This window comes from Roseateles sp. 22389 (genome assembly GCF_052044995.1).
In the GTDB taxonomy this organism is placed as follows: Bacteria; Pseudomonadota; Gammaproteobacteria; order Burkholderiales; family Burkholderiaceae_C; genus Roseateles.
Genome location: NZ_JBQEOF010000002.1, coordinates 297,282 through 316,124, shown reverse-complemented (window position 1 = coordinate 316,124; position 18,843 = coordinate 297,282). Strand labels below are relative to the sequence as shown.

Here is an 18,843-nt window from a genome sequence, read left to right as displayed (position 1 = left end):
CGCGTTACCGCGCGCGTCGCGGCCGGCGGCGGAAAGCCAGAGGCGCTCGGAGCGATCCGGCCCATTCCCTGAATCGAAGAGCGTGGCCAAGGGCCGTCCGGTTACCGCCGGCGGTCTGAAGAGCGCGAAGGACGAGATTCCATGAAACACATCATTGCTTTGCTCATCGAGAACGAGCCGGGCGCGCTGTCGCGCGTCGTGGCGCTGTTCTCCGCCCGCGGCTACAACATCGAGAGCCTGACCGTGGCGCCGACCGAGGACCCCTCGCTGTCGCGCATGACCATCGTCACCAGCGGCAGCGACGACGTGATCGAGCAGATCACCAAGCACCTGAACCGGCTGATCGAGGTCGTCAAGGTCGTCGACCTGACCGAAGGCCGCTACATCGAGCGCGAGCTCATGCTGATCAAGGTGCGCGCCGTCGGCAAGGAGCGCGAGGAACTCAAGCGCACCTCGGACATCTTCCGCGGCCATGTCATCGACGTCACCGAGAAGACCTACACCATCGAACTGACCGGCGATGCCGGCAAGCTCGACGCCTTCATCGACGCGATCGACCGCACGGCGATCCTCGAGACGGTGCGCACCGGCACCAGCGGCATCGGCCGCGGCGAACGGATCCTGCGCGTCTGAACGCGCGCTTCACTGAACCCCCCCTGTACTGATTTCCCCCGGAGAGACCACCATGAACGTGTACTACGACAAGGACGCCGACCTCAGCCTGATCAAGGGCAAGAACGTCACCATCATCGGCTATGGCTCACAAGGCCATGCCCATGCCCAGAACCTGAACGAGAGCGGCGTGAAGGTCACCGTGGGTCTGCGCCGCGGCGGCGCGTCCTGGGCCAAGGCCGAAGGCGCCGGCCTGAAGGTCGCCGAGATCGCCGAGGCGGTGAAGGCGGCCGACGTGGTCATGATCCTGCTGCCGGACGAGCAGATCGCCGACGTCTACAAGAAGGACGTGGAACCCAACATCAAGCAGGGCGCGTCGCTGGCCTTCGCCCACGGCTTCAACGTCCACTACGGCCAGGTGCAGCCGCGCGAGGACCTGGACGTGTGGATGGTCGCCCCGAAGGCGCCGGGCCACACCGTGCGCAACACCTACCGCCAGGGCGGCGGCGTGCCGCACCTGATCGCGGTCTACGCCGACAAGACCGGCAAGGCGCGCGACCTGGCCCTGAGCTATGCGGCGGCCAACGGTGGCGGCAAGGCCGGCATCATCCAGACCTCGTTCCGCGAAGAGACCGAGACCGACCTGTTTGGCGAGCAGGCCGTGCTGTGCGGCGGCGCCGTCGAGCTGATCAAGGCCGGCTTCGAGACGCTGACCGAAGCCGGTTACGCGCCCGAGATGGCCTACTTCGAGTGCCTGCATGAACTGAAGCTGATCGTCGACCTGATCTATGAAGGCGGCATCGGCAACATGAACTACTCGATCTCCAACAACGCGGAGTACGGCGAGTACGTCACCGGCCCGCGCGTGGTGACCGAGGCGACCAAGGACGCGATGCGCCAGTGCCTGAAGGACATCCAGACCGGCGAGTACGCCAAGTCCTTCATCCTGGAGAACAAGGCCGGCGCCCCGACGCTGATCAGCCGCCGCCGCCTGACCGCCGAGCACCCGATCGAGCAGGTCGGCGAACAGCTGCGCGCGATGATGCCCTGGATCAAGGCCAACAAGCTGGTCGACAAGTCCAAGAACTGATCGCCTGATCAACACCTCGACAGCCCGGCCTGCGCAAGCAGCCCGGGCTGTTTGCCTTCGGGCCGCGCACCGGCAGAGCGTTTCGCCGGCTGTTTCTCTTCCAAGCGGCACCCGTGGCGTGGCTTTGCCAGGCCACCGGGTGCGCCCCCTTGAGGGGGCCGGCGCAAGCCGGTAGGGGGTGGGTTATCCTCCCGGCCCATGAATTCGACTCAGAACAAGAGCGTGGACCTGCTCGACGAGGACGAGCCCGACGTCCTCGACGCCCCGCAGCGCCCGCGCCACAAGGGCATCTACCTGCTGCCCAACCTGTTCACCCTGGCCGCGCTGTTCAGCGGTTTCTATGCCGTGGTGATGGGCATCGGCGGGCGCTTCGAGCAGTCCGTCTACGGCATCTTCGCGGCCATGGTGCTCGACAGCCTGGACGGCCGCGTCGCGCGCATGACCAACACGCAGAGCACCTTCGGCGAGCAGATGGACTCGCTGTCCGACATGGTGTCCTTCGGCGCGGCGCCGGCGCTGATCATGTATTCCTGGGCGCTGCAGGGACTGGGCAAGTGGGGCTGGTTCGCCGCCTTCGTCTACATCGCTGGCGCGGCGCTGCGGCTGGCGCGCTTCAACACCAACATCGCCGTCGTGGACCGCCGCTTCTTCCAGGGCGTGCCCAGTCCCGCCGCGGCCGCGCTGGTGATGAGCCTGATCTGGGCGCTGGACAGCGCCGGCTACAAGGACATCCACCGCGATCCGGCGCTGGCCTGGCTGGCCTTCGGCTTCACGCTCTATGCGGGCCTCACGATGGTGACCAACGCGCCGTTCTACAGCTTCAAGGACATCACCTTCAAGCGCTCGGTGCCTTTCATCGTGCTGGTGGTGATCATGCTGGCCATCGCGGCGATCAACATCGATCCGCCGCGGGTGCTGTTCGGCGTCTTCTGCGCCTATGGCATCTCGGGCTACGTCGTCTACGCGGTGCGGCGCGCCAAGGGCAAGCCGGCCAGCGTGATCGCGATGTCGACCGACGAGCCCGATGAAGCAGGCCTTCACCGATAGCGAACGCTTGCGGCGCGTGCATTCGCCCATTCGCGTTGACGCCCGCCGCGCCGCGCCCCTATATTCGACGCCCATGACGTTCGTGTCCGCCTCCACCAGTCAAGCCTTCGGGCTGTCGCTGCTACTACTAGCTGAACCTCGGGTTCGCTAGATCGCGCACGTCCGTCCATCCAGACGCTCATCCCAGATCAACGGCCCGAATGCAACTCGCAGCGGGCCGTTTCTGTTTCTGGAGAGTCTGCGAGTTGCGCCCCTGAACCCACCAGGAACGCTCCCATGCTCAAGCAACCGCAGACCAAGTACCGCGCCTTCGCCCCCATCGCCCTCCCGGACCGCCGCTGGCCCGACGCGCAGATCACGAAGGCGCCGCTGTGGCTGAGCACCGACCTGCGCGACGGCAACCAGGCGCTGATCGAGCCGATGGATCCCGAGCGCAAGCTGCGCATGTTCCAGATGCTGGTGAAGATCGGCTTCAAGGAGATCGAGGTGGGCTTCCCCTCGGCCTCGCAGACGGATTTCGATTTCGTCCGCATGCTGATCGAGGACGGCCACATCCCTGACGACGTGACCATCCAGGTCCTGACGCAGGCCCGCCAGCCGCTGATCGAGCGCACCTTCGAATCGCTGGTCGGCGTGCCGCGCGCGGTCGTCCATCTCTACAACGCGGTCGCGCCGGTGATGCGCCGCGTCGTGCTGAACATGAGCGAGGACGAGATCGTCGAGCTGGCCGTGACCCACACGGCGATGATCCGCGAGCTGGCGGCGAAGCAGCCGGAGACGGACTTCCGCTTCGAGTACTCGCCGGAGATGTTCTCGGGCACCGAGCTGGCGTTCTCCAAGCGCGTCGTCGACGCGGTGACCGCGGCCTGGGGGCCGACGCCCGAGCGCAAGATCATCATCAACCTGCCGACCACCGTCGAGCATTCGACGCCCAACATCTACGCCGACATGATCGAGTGGATGGGCCGGAACATCGAACGCCGCGACAGCGTGATCCTGTCGGTCCATCCGCACAACGACCGCGGCACCGGCACCGCCGCCGCCGAACTGGCCTTGATGGCCGGCGCCGACCGCGTCGAGGGCTGCCTGTTCGGCAATGGCGAGCGCACCGGCAACCTGGACCTGGTCAACGTCGCGCTCAACCTTTACACGCAGGGCGTGCATCCGGAACTGGACTTCTCCGACATCGACGAGGTCCGCCGCTGCGTCGAGCACTGCAACCAGATTCCCGTCCACCCGCGCCATCCCTACGTGGGCGAGCTGGTCTACACCTCGTTCTCGGGCTCGCACCAGGACGCGATCAAGAAGGCCTTCGCCGCCCGCAAGGAGGGCGAGGTCTGGGAGATCCCCTACCTGCCCATCGACCCCAAGGACCTGGGCCGCAGCTACGAGGCGGTGATTCGCGTCAACAGCCAGTCGGGCAAGGGCGGCATCTCCTACCTGCTCGAGGCCGAATACGGCATCGAGCTGCCGCGCCGCCTGCAGATCGAGTTCAGCCAGATCGTCCAGGGCGTGATGGACACGAACGGCAAGGAACTCGGCGCGGCCGACCTGTGGCGCATCTTCGACCGCGAATACGGCGTCAGGCAGGCTCCGGCGCTGCATCCGCAGATCGACACCGGCGAGGATGGCCAGACCCGCGTGCAGGCGCAGGCCGACCTGTGCGTGCGCATGGTCCGGATCGACGGCCAGGGCAAGGGCCCGATCGATGCCTTCGTCGAGGGCCTGAACAAGCTGCTCAAGACCCAGGTCCGGGTGCTCGACTACCACGAGCATGCGATGGGCAGCGGCGCCGATGCGCAGGCCGTGGCCTACCTGGAGCTGCGGGTCGGCGAGGCCACGCTGTTCGGCGTCGGCATGGACGGCAACATCGCCTCGGCGTCGCTGAAGGCGATCGTCTCGGGCCTGCGCCGCGCCTCGCAGCGCGGCGTGCTCAAGCTCGCCGACCGCATCGCGGCCTGAGCCGCCGGGGCCCGCCGGCCGCCTAAACTCGCTGACCGGGACCCGGACCACCGGGTCCGCCCCCGCCACCGCAAGGAAGCCTCCCATGTCCGACCAACTGATCATCTTCGACACCACCCTGCGCGACGGTGAGCAGTCGCCCGGCGCGTCCATGACCAAGGACGAGAAGCTGCGCATCGCGCGGCAGCTGGAGCGGCTGAAGGTGGACGTGATCGAGGCCGGCTTCGCGGCCGCCAGCCACGGCGACTTCGAGGCGGTCAAGGCGATCGCCGACGCGATCCGCGACAGCACCGTCTGCTCGCTGGCGCGGGCCAACGATCGCGACATCGCCCGCGCCGCCGAGGCGCTGAAGGGCGCGGCGCGTTCGCGCATCCACACCTTCATCGCCACCAGCGAACTCCACATGGAGAAGAAGCTGCGGATGACCCGCGAGCAGGTGCTGGAGCAGGCGATCCAGGCGGTGCGCTTCGCCCGCAACCTGACCGACGACATCGAGTTCTCGCCCGAGGACGGCTACCGCTCCGATCCGGAGTTCCTGGCCCGCGTCGTCGAGGCGGTGATCCGCGAGGGTGCCCGCACGATCAACATCCCGGACACCGTCGGCTACGCGATCCCCGAGCTCTACGGCCAGTTCATCAAGACGCTGCGCGAGCGCGTGCCCAACTCGGACCAGGCGATCTGGAGCGTCCACTGCCACAACGACCTGGGCATGGCGGTGGCCAACTCGCTGGCCGGGGTGAAGATCGGCGGCGCGCGCCAGGTGGAGTGCACGATCAACGGCCTGGGTGAGCGCGCCGGCAACTGCTCGCTGGAGGAGGTCGTGATGGCGGTGAAGACCCGCCGCGACTATTTCGGCCTGGACGTGCGGGTCGATCCCTCGCAGATCGTGGCGGCGTCCCGGATGGTGTCGCAGACCACCGGCTTCGTGATCCAGCCCAACAAGGCGGTGGTCGGTGCCAATGCCTTCGCGCATGCCTCGGGCATCCACCAGGACGGCGTGCTCAAGGCCCGCGACACCTACGAGATCATGCGCGCCGAGGACGTGGGCTGGAGCGCCAACAAGATCGTGCTGGGCAAGCTCTCGGGGCGCAACGCCTTCAAGCAGCGCTTGCAGGAACTGGGCGTGGAGCTGGCGTCCGAGGCGGAGATCAACGCCGCCTTCGTCCGCTTCAAGGACCTGGCCGACCGCAAGGCCGAGATCTTCGACGAGGACATCATCGCGCTGGTGATGGACGAGTCGGTCACGCAGGACCAGGAGCACTACCGGCTGGTGGCGCTGGCGCAGCGCTCCGAAACCGGTGAACGCCCGCAGGCGCAGGTCGTCTTCGCCGCCGGCGAGACCGAGTACCGCACCGAGAGCGACGGCAACGGCCCGGTCGACGCGGTGCTCAAGGCGATCGAGAGCAAGGTCGGAAGTGGGGCCGAAATGCTGCTGTATTCGGTCAGCGCGATCACCAGCGGGAGCACAGAATCCCAGGGCGAAGTGACGGTGCGCCTGCAGCATGCCGGACGCGTGGTGAACGGCGTGGGGGCAGACCCCGATATCGTCGTCGCCTCCGCGAAAGCATATTTGAGCGCTCTGAACAAGCTTCAAAGCAAAACGGAGCGGGTCGCCGCCCAAGGTTGACAGGACAGCGCACGCCGGCCGCCCGGCCGCGTCGGATGGCACGGATTCGGGCACTTTAAGAGCCTGCGTTAAGTCATTGATCTTGCCGGTCTTTCAGCGATCCCCTAAACTCGCGCCCACTTCTGGGGACTGGATTGAAGACCATTGCGACATTGCTGTCTGGTGCCGCGCTCAGCGGCGTCATGTTGCTGACGGGCCTGACCGCCAGTCTCGTGCCGGTTCAACCGGCGCAGGCGGCCACGGCGTCGTCCTCCAAAGCCAAGGTGAAGAGCGTGCGCAAGGCCAAACCGGCCCCGCGCTCTCCCCGCAAGGTGGCCGCCCGCGCGGCGGCACCGGCCCGGGAAGTGGCCCTGTCCAAACCGTCCTTCGGGACGATGTACGGCCTGCATGACACCGAGGACCCCCTCGACCTGAAATCCAGCGTCGCCTATGTCGTCGACCAGGACACCAACGAGGTCCTGTTCTCGAAGAACCCCTCGGCCGTGCTGCCGATCGCGTCCATCACCAAGCTGATGACCGCGCTGCTGGTGGTCGAGGCCAACCAGTCGCTCGACGAGAAGCTCGAGATCACCGACGAGGACAAGGACACCGAGAAGTTCACCGGGTCGCGCCTGGCCATCGGCACCGAACTGACCCGCGGTGAATTGCTGCACCTGGCGCTGATGTCCTCGGAGAACCGCGCGGCCCATGCGCTCGGGCGCAACTACCCGGGCGGCCTGGAGGCCTTCGTCGCGGCGATGAACGCCAAGGCGCGCGCGCTGGGCATGATGGACACCCATTACGTCGAGCCCACCGGCCTGTCCAGCCGCAACCAGTCCAGCGCGGCCGACCTGGCCAAGCTGGTCAAGGTCGCCCACGCCTTCCCGCTGATCCGCGAGCTGTCGACCTCGTCCGAATACACCGTGGCCCTGGGCCGCCGGCAGGTCCGCTTCGGCACCACCAATGGCCTCGTCCGCAAGGGCGACTGGGACATCGGCCTGCAGAAGACGGGCTTCATCAATGAAGCGGGGCAGTGCCTGGTCATGCAGGCCCAGCTGGCCGGCCGCAAGCTGATCATGGTGTTCCTGGACTCCGCCGGGAAATACTCCCGGATCGGCGACGCCGAACGCGTCCGCAAGTGGCTCACCGGTGCCGCCTCGCCGCTGGCGGGCGTGGCGACGGCCCCCGCCGCCGCGACGACCGCGGCCGTGATCCCGGCGGTGTCGGCGAAGTAATTGCCGGAGCGCCCCGGAGCAAGCTGCCTCCGGCTGAATGCAGAAGCGGACCCTCGGGTCCGTTTTTTCGTGGTCGCGCGCCGGGATCGCGCGGAATTCAGCCGCGGAAGCCCAGCGCGGCGGAGATCCGGGTCGCCGTCTCTTTCAGGCGCGGCAGCCAGCCTTCCTCGAGCCGGTCCGCGGGCGCGGAGATCGACAGCCCCGCGACCAGCTTGCCCTGGTCGTCGTAGATGCCGGCGGCCATGCAGCGCACGCCCAGTTCGAGCTCCTCGTCGTCGCGCGCGACACCGCGCTGGCGGACCAGCGCCATCTCGCGCTCGAGCTGGCTGATGTCGGTCAGGCTGTTGCGGGTGTGGCCCGACAGGCCGGTGCGGGTCGCGTAGGCGCGCACCCGCTGGGGATCGTCGCCCGCCAGGAACAGCTTGCCGACCGAGGTCAGGTGCAGCGGGGCCCGGCCGCCGACCGCGCGCACGACCTGCATGCCGCTGCGCTCGGAATAGGTCCGCTCGATGTAGACGATCTCGTCGCCCTGGCGCACCGACAGATTGACCGGCTGATGGGTCAGCTTGTGCAGCTCGCGCATCGGGCCGATGGCCGCCTCGCGGACGTCCAGCCGCGCCTTGACCAGGTTGCCCAGTTCCAGCAGCCGCATGCCGAGCCGATAGCTGCCGGCCTCCGGGCGGTCGACGAAGCGACCCAGCGCCAGGTCGTTCAGGATGCGGTGGGCGGTGGAGGGATGCAGGCCGGTGGTTTCGCTGATCAATTTCAGCGACACCGGATCCTGGTGCTGGGCCAGGACGTCCAGCAGCGCGAAGGTGCGCTCGAGGACCTGGATCGCGGGGGTCTGGAGCTCCTTGGACTTCATGGCGGACGATTGTGAAGGATTTCGCTCAGGTTTTGCATGGCGAAACCGAGAGCCGCATCTAGCGGGCGCATTGCGTCGCTTTTGCCCATCAGCGGTGCGTGGCGCCGCGATGAATCCCCCTCAGGAGGTGGCGTCGGTCCCGGATTGCCGCATTGCGGAACGGGCTGCGGCGATCCCGCTGCGCACAGCGCCTTCCAGCGTCGCTGGATAGGGACCGGCCAGGTAGTCGCCGGCAGCCCACAGCGCCGGCGCGATCGGCGCCTCGGGGCGAATCCGACCCGGCGTGCAGGCGAAGGTCGCGCGCTTCTCGCTGAGCACGCGGACCAACCTCGGCGCGCGCTGCCAGGGCAGGTGCCGGATGGCCTGTTCGAGGGCCGCGGCCCCGGTCGCTTCCAGGCCTCGTTCGACCCAGGGCGCCGCGCCGCTGATGACCAGGCTGAACAGCCCGGGATGCTGGCCCAACTGGCCCAGGTCGAAGGCGAACTGCGCCGGCTCGGTGGCGGATTCCCGCAGCGCGACCATGGGCGCGGGCAGCGCCGAGCCGGCGCTTTCCAGATAGACGGTCACGATGGGCTGGAACTCGAAGGCGCCGGCGATGGCGCTCCAGCGCGGGGCGAGGTCGCGGGTGAGCCGTGCCGCCTCCACCGAGCTGCAGGCGACGACGACCGCGTCGGCCGGCTCGCCGTCGACCAGCCAGCCGCGCCCCGATGCCTCCAGCCTTTGAACGCGCTGCGTGCGGAGCTGGGCGCCTCGCGCCAGCAGCCAGTCGCGGGCCGGTGTCGGCAGCAGGGCGCTCAGGCCGCGCCGTGGCAGCAGCAGGTCCGCGCTGCCCGGGCCGCTGAACAGCGCGTCCTTCAGCACGCGCAGGAAGACCTGCGCGCTCGCCTGCGACGCCGGCGTGTTCAGGGCGGCGACGCACAGCGGATCGATCAGGTCATCGCGGACCGCGCGCGGCAGGTGGGCGCAGAGCTCGGCCACCGTGAGCGCCGGGTCGCAGCGGAAGCCGCGCATCGTCCAGCCGCTGCTCGCCATCAGGAACCGCATCCGGTCGGGCCAGGACCAGGCCGCACAGCCCAGCACCCCGCGCAGGAAGGCGAGCGTGGGCAGGCCGGCGGGCAGGGTGAGGGTCTCGCGGTCGGGATAACGCAGCCGCAGCGGCGTGCGCAGCAGGTCCGCGTCGGGGTCGGCGCCGACGCGGCGCATCAGGGCCAGCGATGCCGTGTAGGCGCCGATCAGGATGTGCTGGCCGTTGTCCAGTGCCGGCTCGCTGCCTTCGAGGCTGCGCGCCCGGCCGCCGAGCGTCGGCGCCATCTCGAACAGCGTGACGGCGGCGCCCAGCGAGACCGCCTCCACGGCCGCGGCCAGGCCGGCCCAGCCGCCGCCGATGACGGCGATGCGGGTCACCTCAGCGCCCGCGCCAGTTGGTCTTCATCGCGATCCACAGCTTGCGCAGCGGCGTCAGCGCGATGCGTTGCTGCAGGACCTGGAACTGCTCGGCCTCGATCTCGCGCAGCAGCGTGCGGTAGATGTTGGCCATCATGACGCCGGGCTTCTGCGCCTTGCGGTCGGCCTCGGGCAACAGCGCCATGGCCTCGTCGTAGAGGCGGTGCGCGCGTTCGGCCTGGAACTTCATCAGCGCCAGGAAGCGGTCGCTGTAGCCCCAGGGCGCGTCGCGCTTGAGGATCTCGTGGGCCTTGACGTCGAACTGCTGCAGCTCGCTCACCGGCAGATAGATGCGGCCGCGGCGCGCGTCGTCGCCGACGTCGCGGATGATGTTGGTCAGCTGCATCGCCAAGCCCAGCTTGTGGGCGTAGGCGATGGTCTGGGCGTCGGTGCGGCCGAAGATGCCCGACGCCACCTCGCCCACCACGCCCGCCACCAGGTGGCAATAGCGCTGCAGGCCGGCGAAGTCCAGGTAGCGCGTCTGCTCCAGGTCCATCTGGCAGCCGTCGATGACGGCCAGCAGGTGCTCGGCGCGGATGTCGTAGTCCTTCACGTGCGGCAGCAGCGCCTTCATCGCCGGGTGCGAGGGCTGGCCGTTGAAGGCGCTCATGACCTCCTTGCGCCACCAGGCCAGCTTGGTCGCGGCCACGCCGGGATCCGAGACCTCGTCGACGACGTCGTCGACCTCGCGGCAGAACGCGTAGAACGCGGTGATCGCCGCGCGCCGCGGCGGCGGCAGGAAGAGGAAGGCGTAATAGAAGCTCGAGCCGCTGGCGGCGGCCTTCTGCTGGACGTACTGCTCCGGCGTGGAGGCGGCGCCGGCGCTGGCCGTCGCATCGGGGGTCTTGTCGGTCTTGGTGCTCATCGCGCCGTCCCTTCGCGGCGGGTGTTGCTGGGGGTCGCGTTCATCGTCAGCGCGCGCCACAGCAACAGGGGCGCGTCGGCGGCGCCGACGGTGGGGCGTCGCAGCAGGGCGGCGAAGCGCATCGCCTGCAGCCTGTCGAGAATGCGAAGGCCGCCTTGTACCACCAAGCGCAGCTCCCAGCCGGCCCGGCCCGGGATCCGGTGGACCAGCGGCGCCCCGTCCGCCATCAGCGCGCGGGCCCAGCCGCAGAGCTCGGCGATCAGCGCCCGCGCCGCCGGACTGTCGCGCAGGGACAGCAGGTCCTGTCCCTCGACGCCGTGACGCCGGCGGTCCTCCAGCGGCGCGTAGATCCGGCCGCGCGGACCGTCGACGGTGAAGTCCTGCCAGAAATTGATCAGTTGCAGCGCCGAACAGATCGCGTCCGACTGCCTCAGCGCGTCGGCGTCGTCGATGCCGTACAGATGCAGCAGCAGCCGCCCGACCGGGTTGGCCGAGCGCCGGCAGTAGTCCAGCAGTTCGGCGCGGGTGGCGTAGTCGGTCTTGACCAGGTCCTGCTCGAAGGCGTCGAGGAGGTCCTCCAGCAAGGGCAGCGGCAGCCGGTGCTCGGCGATCGCCCGCGCCAGCGGCGCGAACACCCGCGCGGCCCAGCGCGGGGAGGGCGCCCGGCCCGCCGCCACCGCGCGCAGGTCTGCGCGGTAATCGGCGAGGTCGCGCAGTCGCTGGGCGGCGCTGGCGTCGCCTTCGTCGGCGAGGTCGTCGGCGGTGCGCGCGAAGCCGTAGATCGCCATGATCGCGGGACGCAGCGCCGGCGGACACAGCCAGGAAGCGACAGGAAAGTTTTCGTAGTGCTCTATGCTCACGGCCGGCATTCTCCGCTGAGCGGCGGTGCCGTTTCCGACAACCTGACGCCCCGATCCCCGCGCCGTTCCCCGGGAACGTCAAGAACCGCAGTACACGAGCAGTACCCCGGCGAACCGTACGCCGTCGGTTTGACACGTCCGGACACGCTGAATACATTACTGACCGGTCAGTCAGTTACTCCGGTGCCCGCCTAAGGGCGCCGCGGCTTTGTCGAGGTGTTCATGCCCCAACGGTCTCTTGTGTCCCTGCCCGCCGCCGCGCCCGGCCTGGCGTCCATCGCGCCGTCCGGGCGTGTTGTTTCCGGAACCTGGGTTGCCGGAACCTGGGGCCGCGCGCTGACCGGCGGCCTGGCGGCGATCGCCGTCGTGGTGCTGGCCGCCTGCGGCAAGCAGGCGCCGCCGCCGGAGCCCGACCGCTACGTGCGCACGCTGGTGCTGACGCCGCAATCGGCCGGCCTGCAGCGCGAGTTCGCCGCCGAAGTCCGCGCCCGCGTCGAGTCGCGGCTGTCCTTCCGCGTCGCCGGCAAGATCCTGGAGCGCCGCGTGGACCTGGGCTCGGTGGTGAAGCCGGGCCAGACGCTGGCGCGCATCGACAGCTCGGACCTGGTGCTCGCGCAGGAGGCGGCCAAGGCTTCGGTGCTGGCGGCCCGGGTGAACCGCGACCAGCTCGGCGCCGATTACCGGCGCTACATCGACCTGCACCGGCAGGGCTTCATCAGCGCCGCCGAACTGGACCGCCGCGATGCCGCGTTCAAGGCCGCGCAGGCGCAATATGAATCGGCGCGCGCGCAATCGGACGTGCAGCGCAACCAGGCGCAGTACTCCAGCCTGGTGGCGGACGCGCCCGGCGTCGTCACCGGCATCGATGCCGAGCCCGGCATGGTCGTGGCCGCCGGCACGCCGGTCGTGCGCGTGGCCAACGACGGCCCGCGGGACATCGTCTTCTCCGTGCCCGAGGACCAGGTCGCGCTGGTGCGCGCCGCCGCGGCGCGGCCCGACGGGCTGAAGGTGCGCCTGTGGACCGACACCAAGGCCGAACCGCAGCCGATCAAGCTGCGCGAGTTGGCCGCGGCCGCCGATCCGGTGACGCGGACCTTCCTGGTGAAGGCCGAACTCAACGACCAGAACGTCCGCCTGGGCCAGACCGCCACGGTGATCCTGACCGGCACGCCCTCGGATAACGCGATCAAGCTGCCGCTGAGCGCGGTGATGGAATCGCAAGGCAAGAGCGCCGTGCTGCTGCTGGACCCCAAGACCATGACCGTGCAGCCCCGGCCGGTGACCGTCGTCGGTGCGGAAGGCAACGAGCTGGTGGTGCAGGGCCTGGCGCCCGGTATGGAGATCGTGGCCGCCGGCGGCCATGTGCTGACGCCCGGCCAGAAGGTCAAGCGCTTCCGCCCGCCGGGCACGCCGGTCGAGGGCTCGCCTTCGCCCGCGCCGTCCGCCGCCGCGTCTCGCTGATCCTCGGGAGCGCTGAATGAGCAACCCGAGCCGCGCCGGTTTCAACCTCTCGCGCTGGGCGCTGGAGCATGCCCCGCTGACGCGCTACCTGATGGTGGTGCTGATGGTGCTGGGCTTCGCCGCCTACTTCCAGCTGGGCCAGGACGAAGACCCCCCGTTCACCTTCCGCGCGATGGTCGTGCAGGCCTACTGGCCCGGCGCGACGCCGCAGCAGATGGCCGAGCAGGTCACCGACAAGATCGAGCGCACCCTGCAGGAGGTGCCGCATGCCGACAAGATCCGCAGCTACACCAAGCCGGGGGAGTCGCTGACCATCTTCCAGGTGAAGGACAACACTTCGCCGGGCGAGGTGCCCCAGCTCTGGTACACGGTCCGCAAGAAGATCGGCGACCTCAAGCCCACCTTGCCGCAGGGCGTGCTGGGGCCGTTCTTCAACGACGAGTTCGGCGACGTCTACGGCTCCATCTTCGCGCTGTCCTCCGACGGCGGCTTCTCCATCGAGGAGCTGCGCCAGCAGGCCGAGGCGGTGCGCTCCGAGCTGCTGCGCGTGCAGGACGTGGCCAAGGTCGACCTCTTCGGCGTGCAGGCCGAGAAGCTGTTCATCGAGATCTCGCAGAAGCGCCTGGCCGAACTGGGCCTGGACTTCAACCAGGTGGTCTCGCAGCTCAACGCGCAGAACGCGGTCGAGAGCGCCGGCGTCATGGACGCCAGCAGCGCCAACGTGCAGATCCGCATCGAGGGCCAGCTCAATTCCGTCCAGGCGCTGAGCGACTTCCCGATCCGTGGCACCAACCCGACCACCGGCGCCGCCAGCAGCCTGCGCCTGGGCGACATCGCCACGGTGCGCCGCGGTTATGTCGACCCGGCCACGACGATGGTGCGCTTCAACGGCAAGCAGGTCGTGGCCCTGGGCGTGTCGATGGGCAAGGGCGGCGACATCATCGCGCTGGGCAAGGCGCTGCAGGCCACCGTCAAGCGGCTGCAGCAGCAACTGCCCGCCGGCATCACGCTGCAGCAGATCCAGGACCAGCCCGCCGCGGTGAAGACCTCCGTCGGCGAGTTTGTCCACGTGCTGATCGAGGCCGTCATCGTCGTGCTGGGCGTGAGCTTCATCAGCCTGGGCCTGCACACCAAGCCGCTGCGCATCGACGTGTGGCCGGGCCTGGTGGTCGGCATCACCATCCCGCTGGTGCTGGCCATCACCTTCGTGGTGATGCTGTATGCCGGCGTGGGGCTGCACAAGATCTCGCTCGGCTCGCTGATCATCGCGCTCGGCCTGCTGGTCGACGACGCGATCATCGCGGTCGAGATGATGGTGCGCAAGCTGGAGGAGGGCTACGACAAGATGCATGCGGCGACGTACGCCTACGACGCCACCGCCAAGCCGATGCTGACCGGCACGCTGATCACCGCGGTGGGTTTCCTGCCCATCGGCCTGGCCAAGTCCACCGTCGGGGAATACACCTTCGCGATCTTCGCGGTGACCGCCGCGGCGCTGGTGATCTCGTGGATCGTCTCGGTCTACTTCGTGCCCTACCTGGGCGCGCTGCTGCTCAAGACCCGCGCCGGCCATGAAGGCGAGGCCCACGAGGTCTTCGACACGCCGTTCTACAACCGCTTCCGCCGCTGGGTCGCGTGGTGCGTCTACCACCGCTGGAAGACCATCGGCCTCACCATCCTGGTGTTCGTGCTCGGCCTGGCTGGCATGGGCAAGGTGCAGCAGCAGTTCTTCCCGGATTCGAGCCGGCCGGAGATCCTGGTCGACCTGTGGCTGCCCGAGGGCTCGACCATCGAGCAGAGCAACGTCGTGGCCAAGCGCTTCGAGGCCCGCATGGCCAAGGAGCCGCTGGTGGGCAGCATCGCGACCTGGGTGGGCTCGGGCGTGCCGCGCTTCTACCTGCCGCTGGACCAGATCCTGCCCAACACCAACGTCAGCCAGGCCATCATCCTGCCCAAGACCCCGGCCGACCGCGAGACGCTGCGCCACAAGCTGCCGCAGATCCTGGCCGAGGAGTTCTCCGAGGTGCGCGGCCGCGTGAAGCTGCTGCCCAACGGCCCGCCGGTGCCGTATCCGGTGCAGTTCCGCATCGCGGGCGACGATCCCGCGCAGCTGCGGATCTACGCCGATCGCGCCAAGGAACAGATGCGCGCCAACCCCAACATGGTGGGCGTCAACGACAACTGGAACGAGGCCATCAAGGTCCTGCGCCTGCAGGTCGACCAGGACAAGGCGCGGGCGCTGGGCGTGACCAGCCAGAGCATCGCGCAGGCGGCGCGCATCCTGGTGTCGGGCACGACGGTGTCGCAGTACCGCGAGGCCGACCGGCTGATCGACATCGTCCTGCGCCAGCCGGTGCAGGAGCGCGACACGCTGTCGGAGCTCGCCAACGCCTACGTACCCACCGCCTCGGGCCGCTCGGTGCCGCTGACGCAGATCGCCAAGCCCCAGTTCACCTGGGAGCCCGGCGTGATGCATCGCGAGAGTCGCCAGTTCGCGATCACCGTGCAGGGCGACGTCATCGAGGGCCTGCAGGGCGCGACTGTGACCAGCCAGCTCTGGCCCGCGCTCGACGCGATGCAGAAGGAGATGCCGCCCGGCTACTCGATCTCGATCGCCGGCGCGGTCGAGGAAAGCAGCAAGGGCACCGGCTCGATCGCCGCCGGCGTGCCGATCATGCTGTTCATCACCTTCACGCTGCTGATGCTGCAGCTGCACAGCTTCTCGCGGGCGATGCTGGCCTTCCTGACCGGCTTCCTGGGCATCGCCGGTGTGTCGGCCGCGTTGCTGCTGCTGAACCGGCCCTTCGGTTTCGTCGCGCTGCTGGGCGTGATCGCGCTGATGGGCATGATCCAGCGGAACTCCGTCATCCTGATCGACCAGATCGAGCAGGACCGCGGCCGCGGCGTGCCACCGGCGCAGGCCATCGTGGAGTCCGCCGTGCGACGGCTGCGTCCGATCGCGCTGACCGCCGCCGCCGCGGTGCTGGCGATGGTGCCGCTGTCGCGCAGCGTGTTCTGGGGCCCGATGGCGGTGGCCATCATGGGCGGCCTGATCGTCGCCACCGTGCTGACGCTGCTGGCGCTGCCGGCGATGTACGCGGCCTGGTTCCGCGTCGAGCGCGACAAGGACGCCGGCATCGCCCCGTCGACGCATTGAACCGGCGATGCGGGAGGCCCCCAGGCCTCCGGCCTTCGGGGGTTAACCCCCGCCCGGGAGGGGCGGGGGCGGCCGTGGGAATCGGCTGAATCCTTGATTACAATCTCCGGTTTTCCGGATCGCGGACGGCAGGGCCCTGGGCTCTTCTCTCGCATCTCCGAATTACCAAGGGCCCGCCGCGCAGGACTGCGCGCAGCGATCGCGACGAGCCCCCATCACCCGGCGCGGGTGGCGAAATTGGTAGACGCACCAGGTTTAGGTCCTGACGCCTTCACGGGCGTGCCGGTTCGAGTCCGGCCCCGCGCACCACACTTCCAACTGATTCCGAGTCCACTATGGCTGTCACCGTCGAAACTCTCGAAAAGCTCGAACGCCGCATCACGCTCACGCTGGCGGCCGCTGACATCAACACCGAGGTCGAGTCCCGCCTGAAGAAGCTGGCCCGCACCGTCAAGGCCGACGGCTTCCGTCCCGGCAAGGTGCCGATGTCCTTCGTGGCGCAGCGCTACGGCGCGCAGGTGCAGTACGAAGTCGTGAACGACAAGCTGGGCGAGGCCTTCACCGTCGCCGCCAACGAAGCCAAGCTGCGCGTGGCCGGCATGCCCAGCATCGCCCAGAAGGACACGGCCGCCGAAGGTGAACTGGCCTTCGACGCGACCTTCGAGATCTACCCGGAAGTGAAGATCGCCGACCTGGCCGAGGCCGAGATCGAGCGCGTCGCCGCCGACGTCACCGATGAAGCCATCGACAAGACCGTCGAGATCCTGCGCAAGCAGCGCCGCTCGTTCGCCCAGCGCGGCGCGGCGGACGTGGCCGCCGACGGCGACCGCGTGACCATCGACTTCGAAGGCAAGATCGACGGCGAGCCTTTCGCTGGCGGCAAGGCCGACGGCTTCCAGTTCCTGCTGGGCGAAGGCCAGATGCTCGAGGCCTTCGAGAAGGCCGTGCGCGGCATGAAGGCGGGCGAGTCCAAGACCTTCCCGCTGGCCTTCCCGGCCGATTACCACGGCAAGGACGTCGCCGGCAAGGAAGCCGACTTCCTGGTCACGGTCAAGAAGATCGAGGCCCAGCACCTGCCCGAAGTGAACGAGGCTTTCGCCAAGGCCCTGGGCATCAAGGAAGGCACGGTCGAGGCGCTGCGCGCCGACATCAAGAAGAACCTCGAGCGTGAAGTGAAGTTCCGCGTGCTGGCCAAGAACAAGGGCGCCGCGATGGACGCGCTGGTCGGCAAGGCCGAACTGGACGTGCCCAAGGCGCTGGTCGCCGGCGAAGCCGAGCGCATGGTCGCCAACGCCCGCGAGGACCTGAAGAAGCGCGGCATCAAGGACGCCGACAAGGCCCCGATCCCCGCCGAGCTGTTCAACGAGCAGGCCGAGAAGCGCGTGCGCCTGGGCTTGGTCGTGGCCGAGCTGGTCCGCTCGCAGAACCTGCAGGCCAAGCCCGAGCAGCTGCAGGCCCACATCGAGGAAATCTCGCAGAGCTACGAGAAGCCGGCGGAAGTCGTGCGCTGGTACCTGTCGGACCGCGAGCGCATGGCCGAGGTCGAAGCCGTCGTGATCGAGAACAACGTCACCGACTTCATCCTGGGCAAGGCCAAGGTCACCGACAAGCAGCTGCCCTTCGACGAGCTGATGGCCACGGCCTGATCGGCCGGCTCGACGCCGTCTGGCGCGGGCTTTCCCGGCATCGCCCTTGATTCACCGGGAACTCATCGCCAAGTAAGGCGCCTGGCCGAGAGGCCGGCGCCTTTTTCTTTCCCCGGCGCAGCCGCCGGCGCGATCCCGCTTCGCAGGGGCCGCGCGGCGGCAAGGGGATGGAGCGCACGACATAATGGTTTGTCGTGATCTCGAACCAATTCAGAGGATTTCATGAGCGCGCTTGAAACCAGCAACCTGGGCATGGTGCCCATCGTCATCGAACAGTCGGGCCGCGGCGAGCGCGCCTACGACATCTACAGCCGCCTGCTGCGCGAGCGCATCGTCTTCCTGGTCGGCCCGGTGAATGACGCCGTCGCCAACCTCGTTGTCGCGCAGCTGCTGTTCCTGGAAAGCGAGAACCCGGACAAGGAGATCTCGCTGTACATCAACTCGCCGGGCGGCAGCGTCTCGGCGGGCATGTCGATCTACGACACGATGCAGTTCATCAAGCCGCAGGTCTCGACGCTGTGCATGGGCATGGCGGCCTCGATGGGCGCCTTCCTGCTGGCCGCGGGCGAGAAGGGCAAGCGCTTCGCGCTGCCGAACTCCAAGATCATGATCCACCAGCCGCTGGGCGGCGCTCAGGGCCAGGCCACGGACATCGAGATCCATGCCCGCGAGATCCTCAAGACCCGCGAGCAGCTCAACCGCATCCTGGCCGAGCGCACCGGCCAGAGCCTGGAGAAGATCCAGGCCGACACCGAGCGGGACTATTTCATGTCGGCCGCCGAGGCGTCGACCTATGGCCTGATCGACCAGGTCATCGAGAAGCGTCCCTGATCGCGACGCGGGATTCAGGCGGCCGCGGCGTCCCGTGGTCGTCGCGGGCCGCAGCCCGGATCCCGCGCCATGCGCTTCCTGACGCCGGCGGCGGCGTTCTCCCGTGGAATCCACCGTCCAGCGATGCCACCGGGAACTGCCGCCGCGGTGCAGCAACTGACCG

General features: G+C 68.6%; 14 protein-coding genes and 1 tRNA gene. 11 read left to right on the top strand and 4 right to left on the bottom strand.

The window, feature by feature from the left end:
- Positions 1-141: 141 nt before the first annotated feature.
- From ilvN to pbpG, 6 genes are all read left to right on the top strand, one after another.
- Positions 142-633, top strand: coding sequence for an acetolactate synthase small subunit (gene ilvN, locus ACTJKJ_RS04440; protein ID WP_091722753.1), 492 nt, complete (start codon positions 142-144; stop codon positions 631-633).
- A gap of 52 nt (positions 634-685) precedes the next feature.
- Positions 686-1,702 (top strand): ketol-acid reductoisomerase, encoded by a 1,017-nt coding sequence (gene ilvC, locus ACTJKJ_RS04435; protein WP_091722757.1) that lies wholly within the window; start codon positions 686-688, stop codon positions 1,700-1,702.
- A 198-nt stretch (positions 1,703-1,900) separates the two neighbouring features.
- Positions 1,901-2,749 (top strand): CDP-diacylglycerol--serine O-phosphatidyltransferase, encoded by an 849-nt coding sequence (gene pssA / locus ACTJKJ_RS04430; protein WP_147243034.1) that lies wholly within the window; start codon positions 1,901-1,903, stop codon positions 2,747-2,749.
- Between the two features lie 276 nt (positions 2,750-3,025).
- Positions 3,026-4,711: a 2-isopropylmalate synthase gene (gene leuA, locus ACTJKJ_RS04425; RefSeq protein ID WP_440819687.1), complete on the top strand. Its 1,686-nt coding sequence runs from the start codon at positions 3,026-3,028 to the stop codon at positions 4,709-4,711.
- Between the two features lie 85 nt (positions 4,712-4,796).
- A complete protein-coding gene (locus ACTJKJ_RS04420) occupies positions 4,797-6,338 on the top strand; it encodes a 2-isopropylmalate synthase (protein ID WP_091722769.1) in 1,542 nt (513 codons plus the stop codon).
- A gap of 182 nt (positions 6,339-6,520) precedes the next feature.
- On the top strand, positions 6,521-7,552 hold the full coding sequence (pbpG, locus tag ACTJKJ_RS04415; RefSeq protein ID WP_147240977.1) for a D-alanyl-D-alanine endopeptidase: 1,032 nt from the start codon (positions 6,521-6,523) through the stop codon (positions 7,550-7,552).
- A gap of 97 nt (positions 7,553-7,649) precedes the next feature.
- On the opposite strand, the gene ACTJKJ_RS04410 is transcribed toward pbpG, so the two are convergent.
- The 4 genes from ACTJKJ_RS04410 to hpnC form a co-directional block, all read right to left on the bottom strand.
- Entirely contained in the window at positions 7,650-8,417 is a 768-nt protein-coding gene (locus ACTJKJ_RS04410; RefSeq protein WP_183490351.1) for an IclR family transcriptional regulator, read from the bottom strand.
- Between the two features lie 120 nt (positions 8,418-8,537).
- Positions 8,538-9,821: a hydroxysqualene dehydroxylase HpnE gene (hpnE, locus tag ACTJKJ_RS04405; protein WP_440819685.1), complete on the bottom strand. Its 1,284-nt coding sequence runs from the start codon at positions 9,819-9,821 to the stop codon at positions 8,538-8,540.
- Position 9,822: 1 nt separating this feature from the next.
- The gene (hpnD, locus tag ACTJKJ_RS04400) at positions 9,823-10,725 is read right to left on the bottom strand and encodes a presqualene diphosphate synthase HpnD (protein ID WP_440819684.1); all 903 of its coding nucleotides are present in this window, start codon (positions 10,723-10,725) and stop codon (positions 9,823-9,825) included.
- A complete protein-coding gene (hpnC, locus tag ACTJKJ_RS04395; RefSeq protein ID WP_440819683.1) occupies positions 10,722-11,594 on the bottom strand; it encodes a squalene synthase HpnC in 873 nt (290 codons plus the stop codon). The genes hpnD and hpnC overlap by 4 nt, the downstream gene beginning before the upstream one ends.
- Before the next feature lie 213 nt (positions 11,595-11,807).
- Between hpnC and ACTJKJ_RS04390 the strand changes: the two genes are divergently transcribed.
- The 5 genes from ACTJKJ_RS04390 (at position 11,808) to clpP (ending at position 18,680) form a co-directional block, all read left to right on the top strand.
- Positions 11,808-13,046: an efflux RND transporter periplasmic adaptor subunit gene (locus ACTJKJ_RS04390; RefSeq protein WP_440819682.1), complete on the top strand. Its 1,239-nt coding sequence runs from the start codon at positions 11,808-11,810 to the stop codon at positions 13,044-13,046.
- Between the two features lie 16 nt (positions 13,047-13,062).
- On the top strand, positions 13,063-16,203 hold the full coding sequence (locus tag ACTJKJ_RS04385; RefSeq protein WP_440819681.1) for an efflux RND transporter permease subunit: 3,141 nt from the start codon (positions 13,063-13,065) through the stop codon (positions 16,201-16,203).
- Positions 16,204-16,425: 222 nt separating this feature from the next.
- Positions 16,426-16,512: transfer RNA gene (locus ACTJKJ_RS04380), tRNA-Leu, on the top strand.
- A 26-nt stretch (positions 16,513-16,538) separates the two neighbouring features.
- Entirely contained in the window at positions 16,539-17,849 is a 1,311-nt protein-coding gene (tig, locus tag ACTJKJ_RS04375; protein WP_440819680.1) for a trigger factor, read from the top strand.
- A gap of 222 nt (positions 17,850-18,071) precedes the next feature.
- A complete protein-coding gene (clpP, locus tag ACTJKJ_RS04370; RefSeq protein WP_091722797.1) occupies positions 18,072-18,680 on the top strand; it encodes an ATP-dependent Clp endopeptidase proteolytic subunit ClpP in 609 nt (202 codons plus the stop codon).
- The last annotated feature ends 163 nt before the right edge of the window (positions 18,681-18,843 follow it).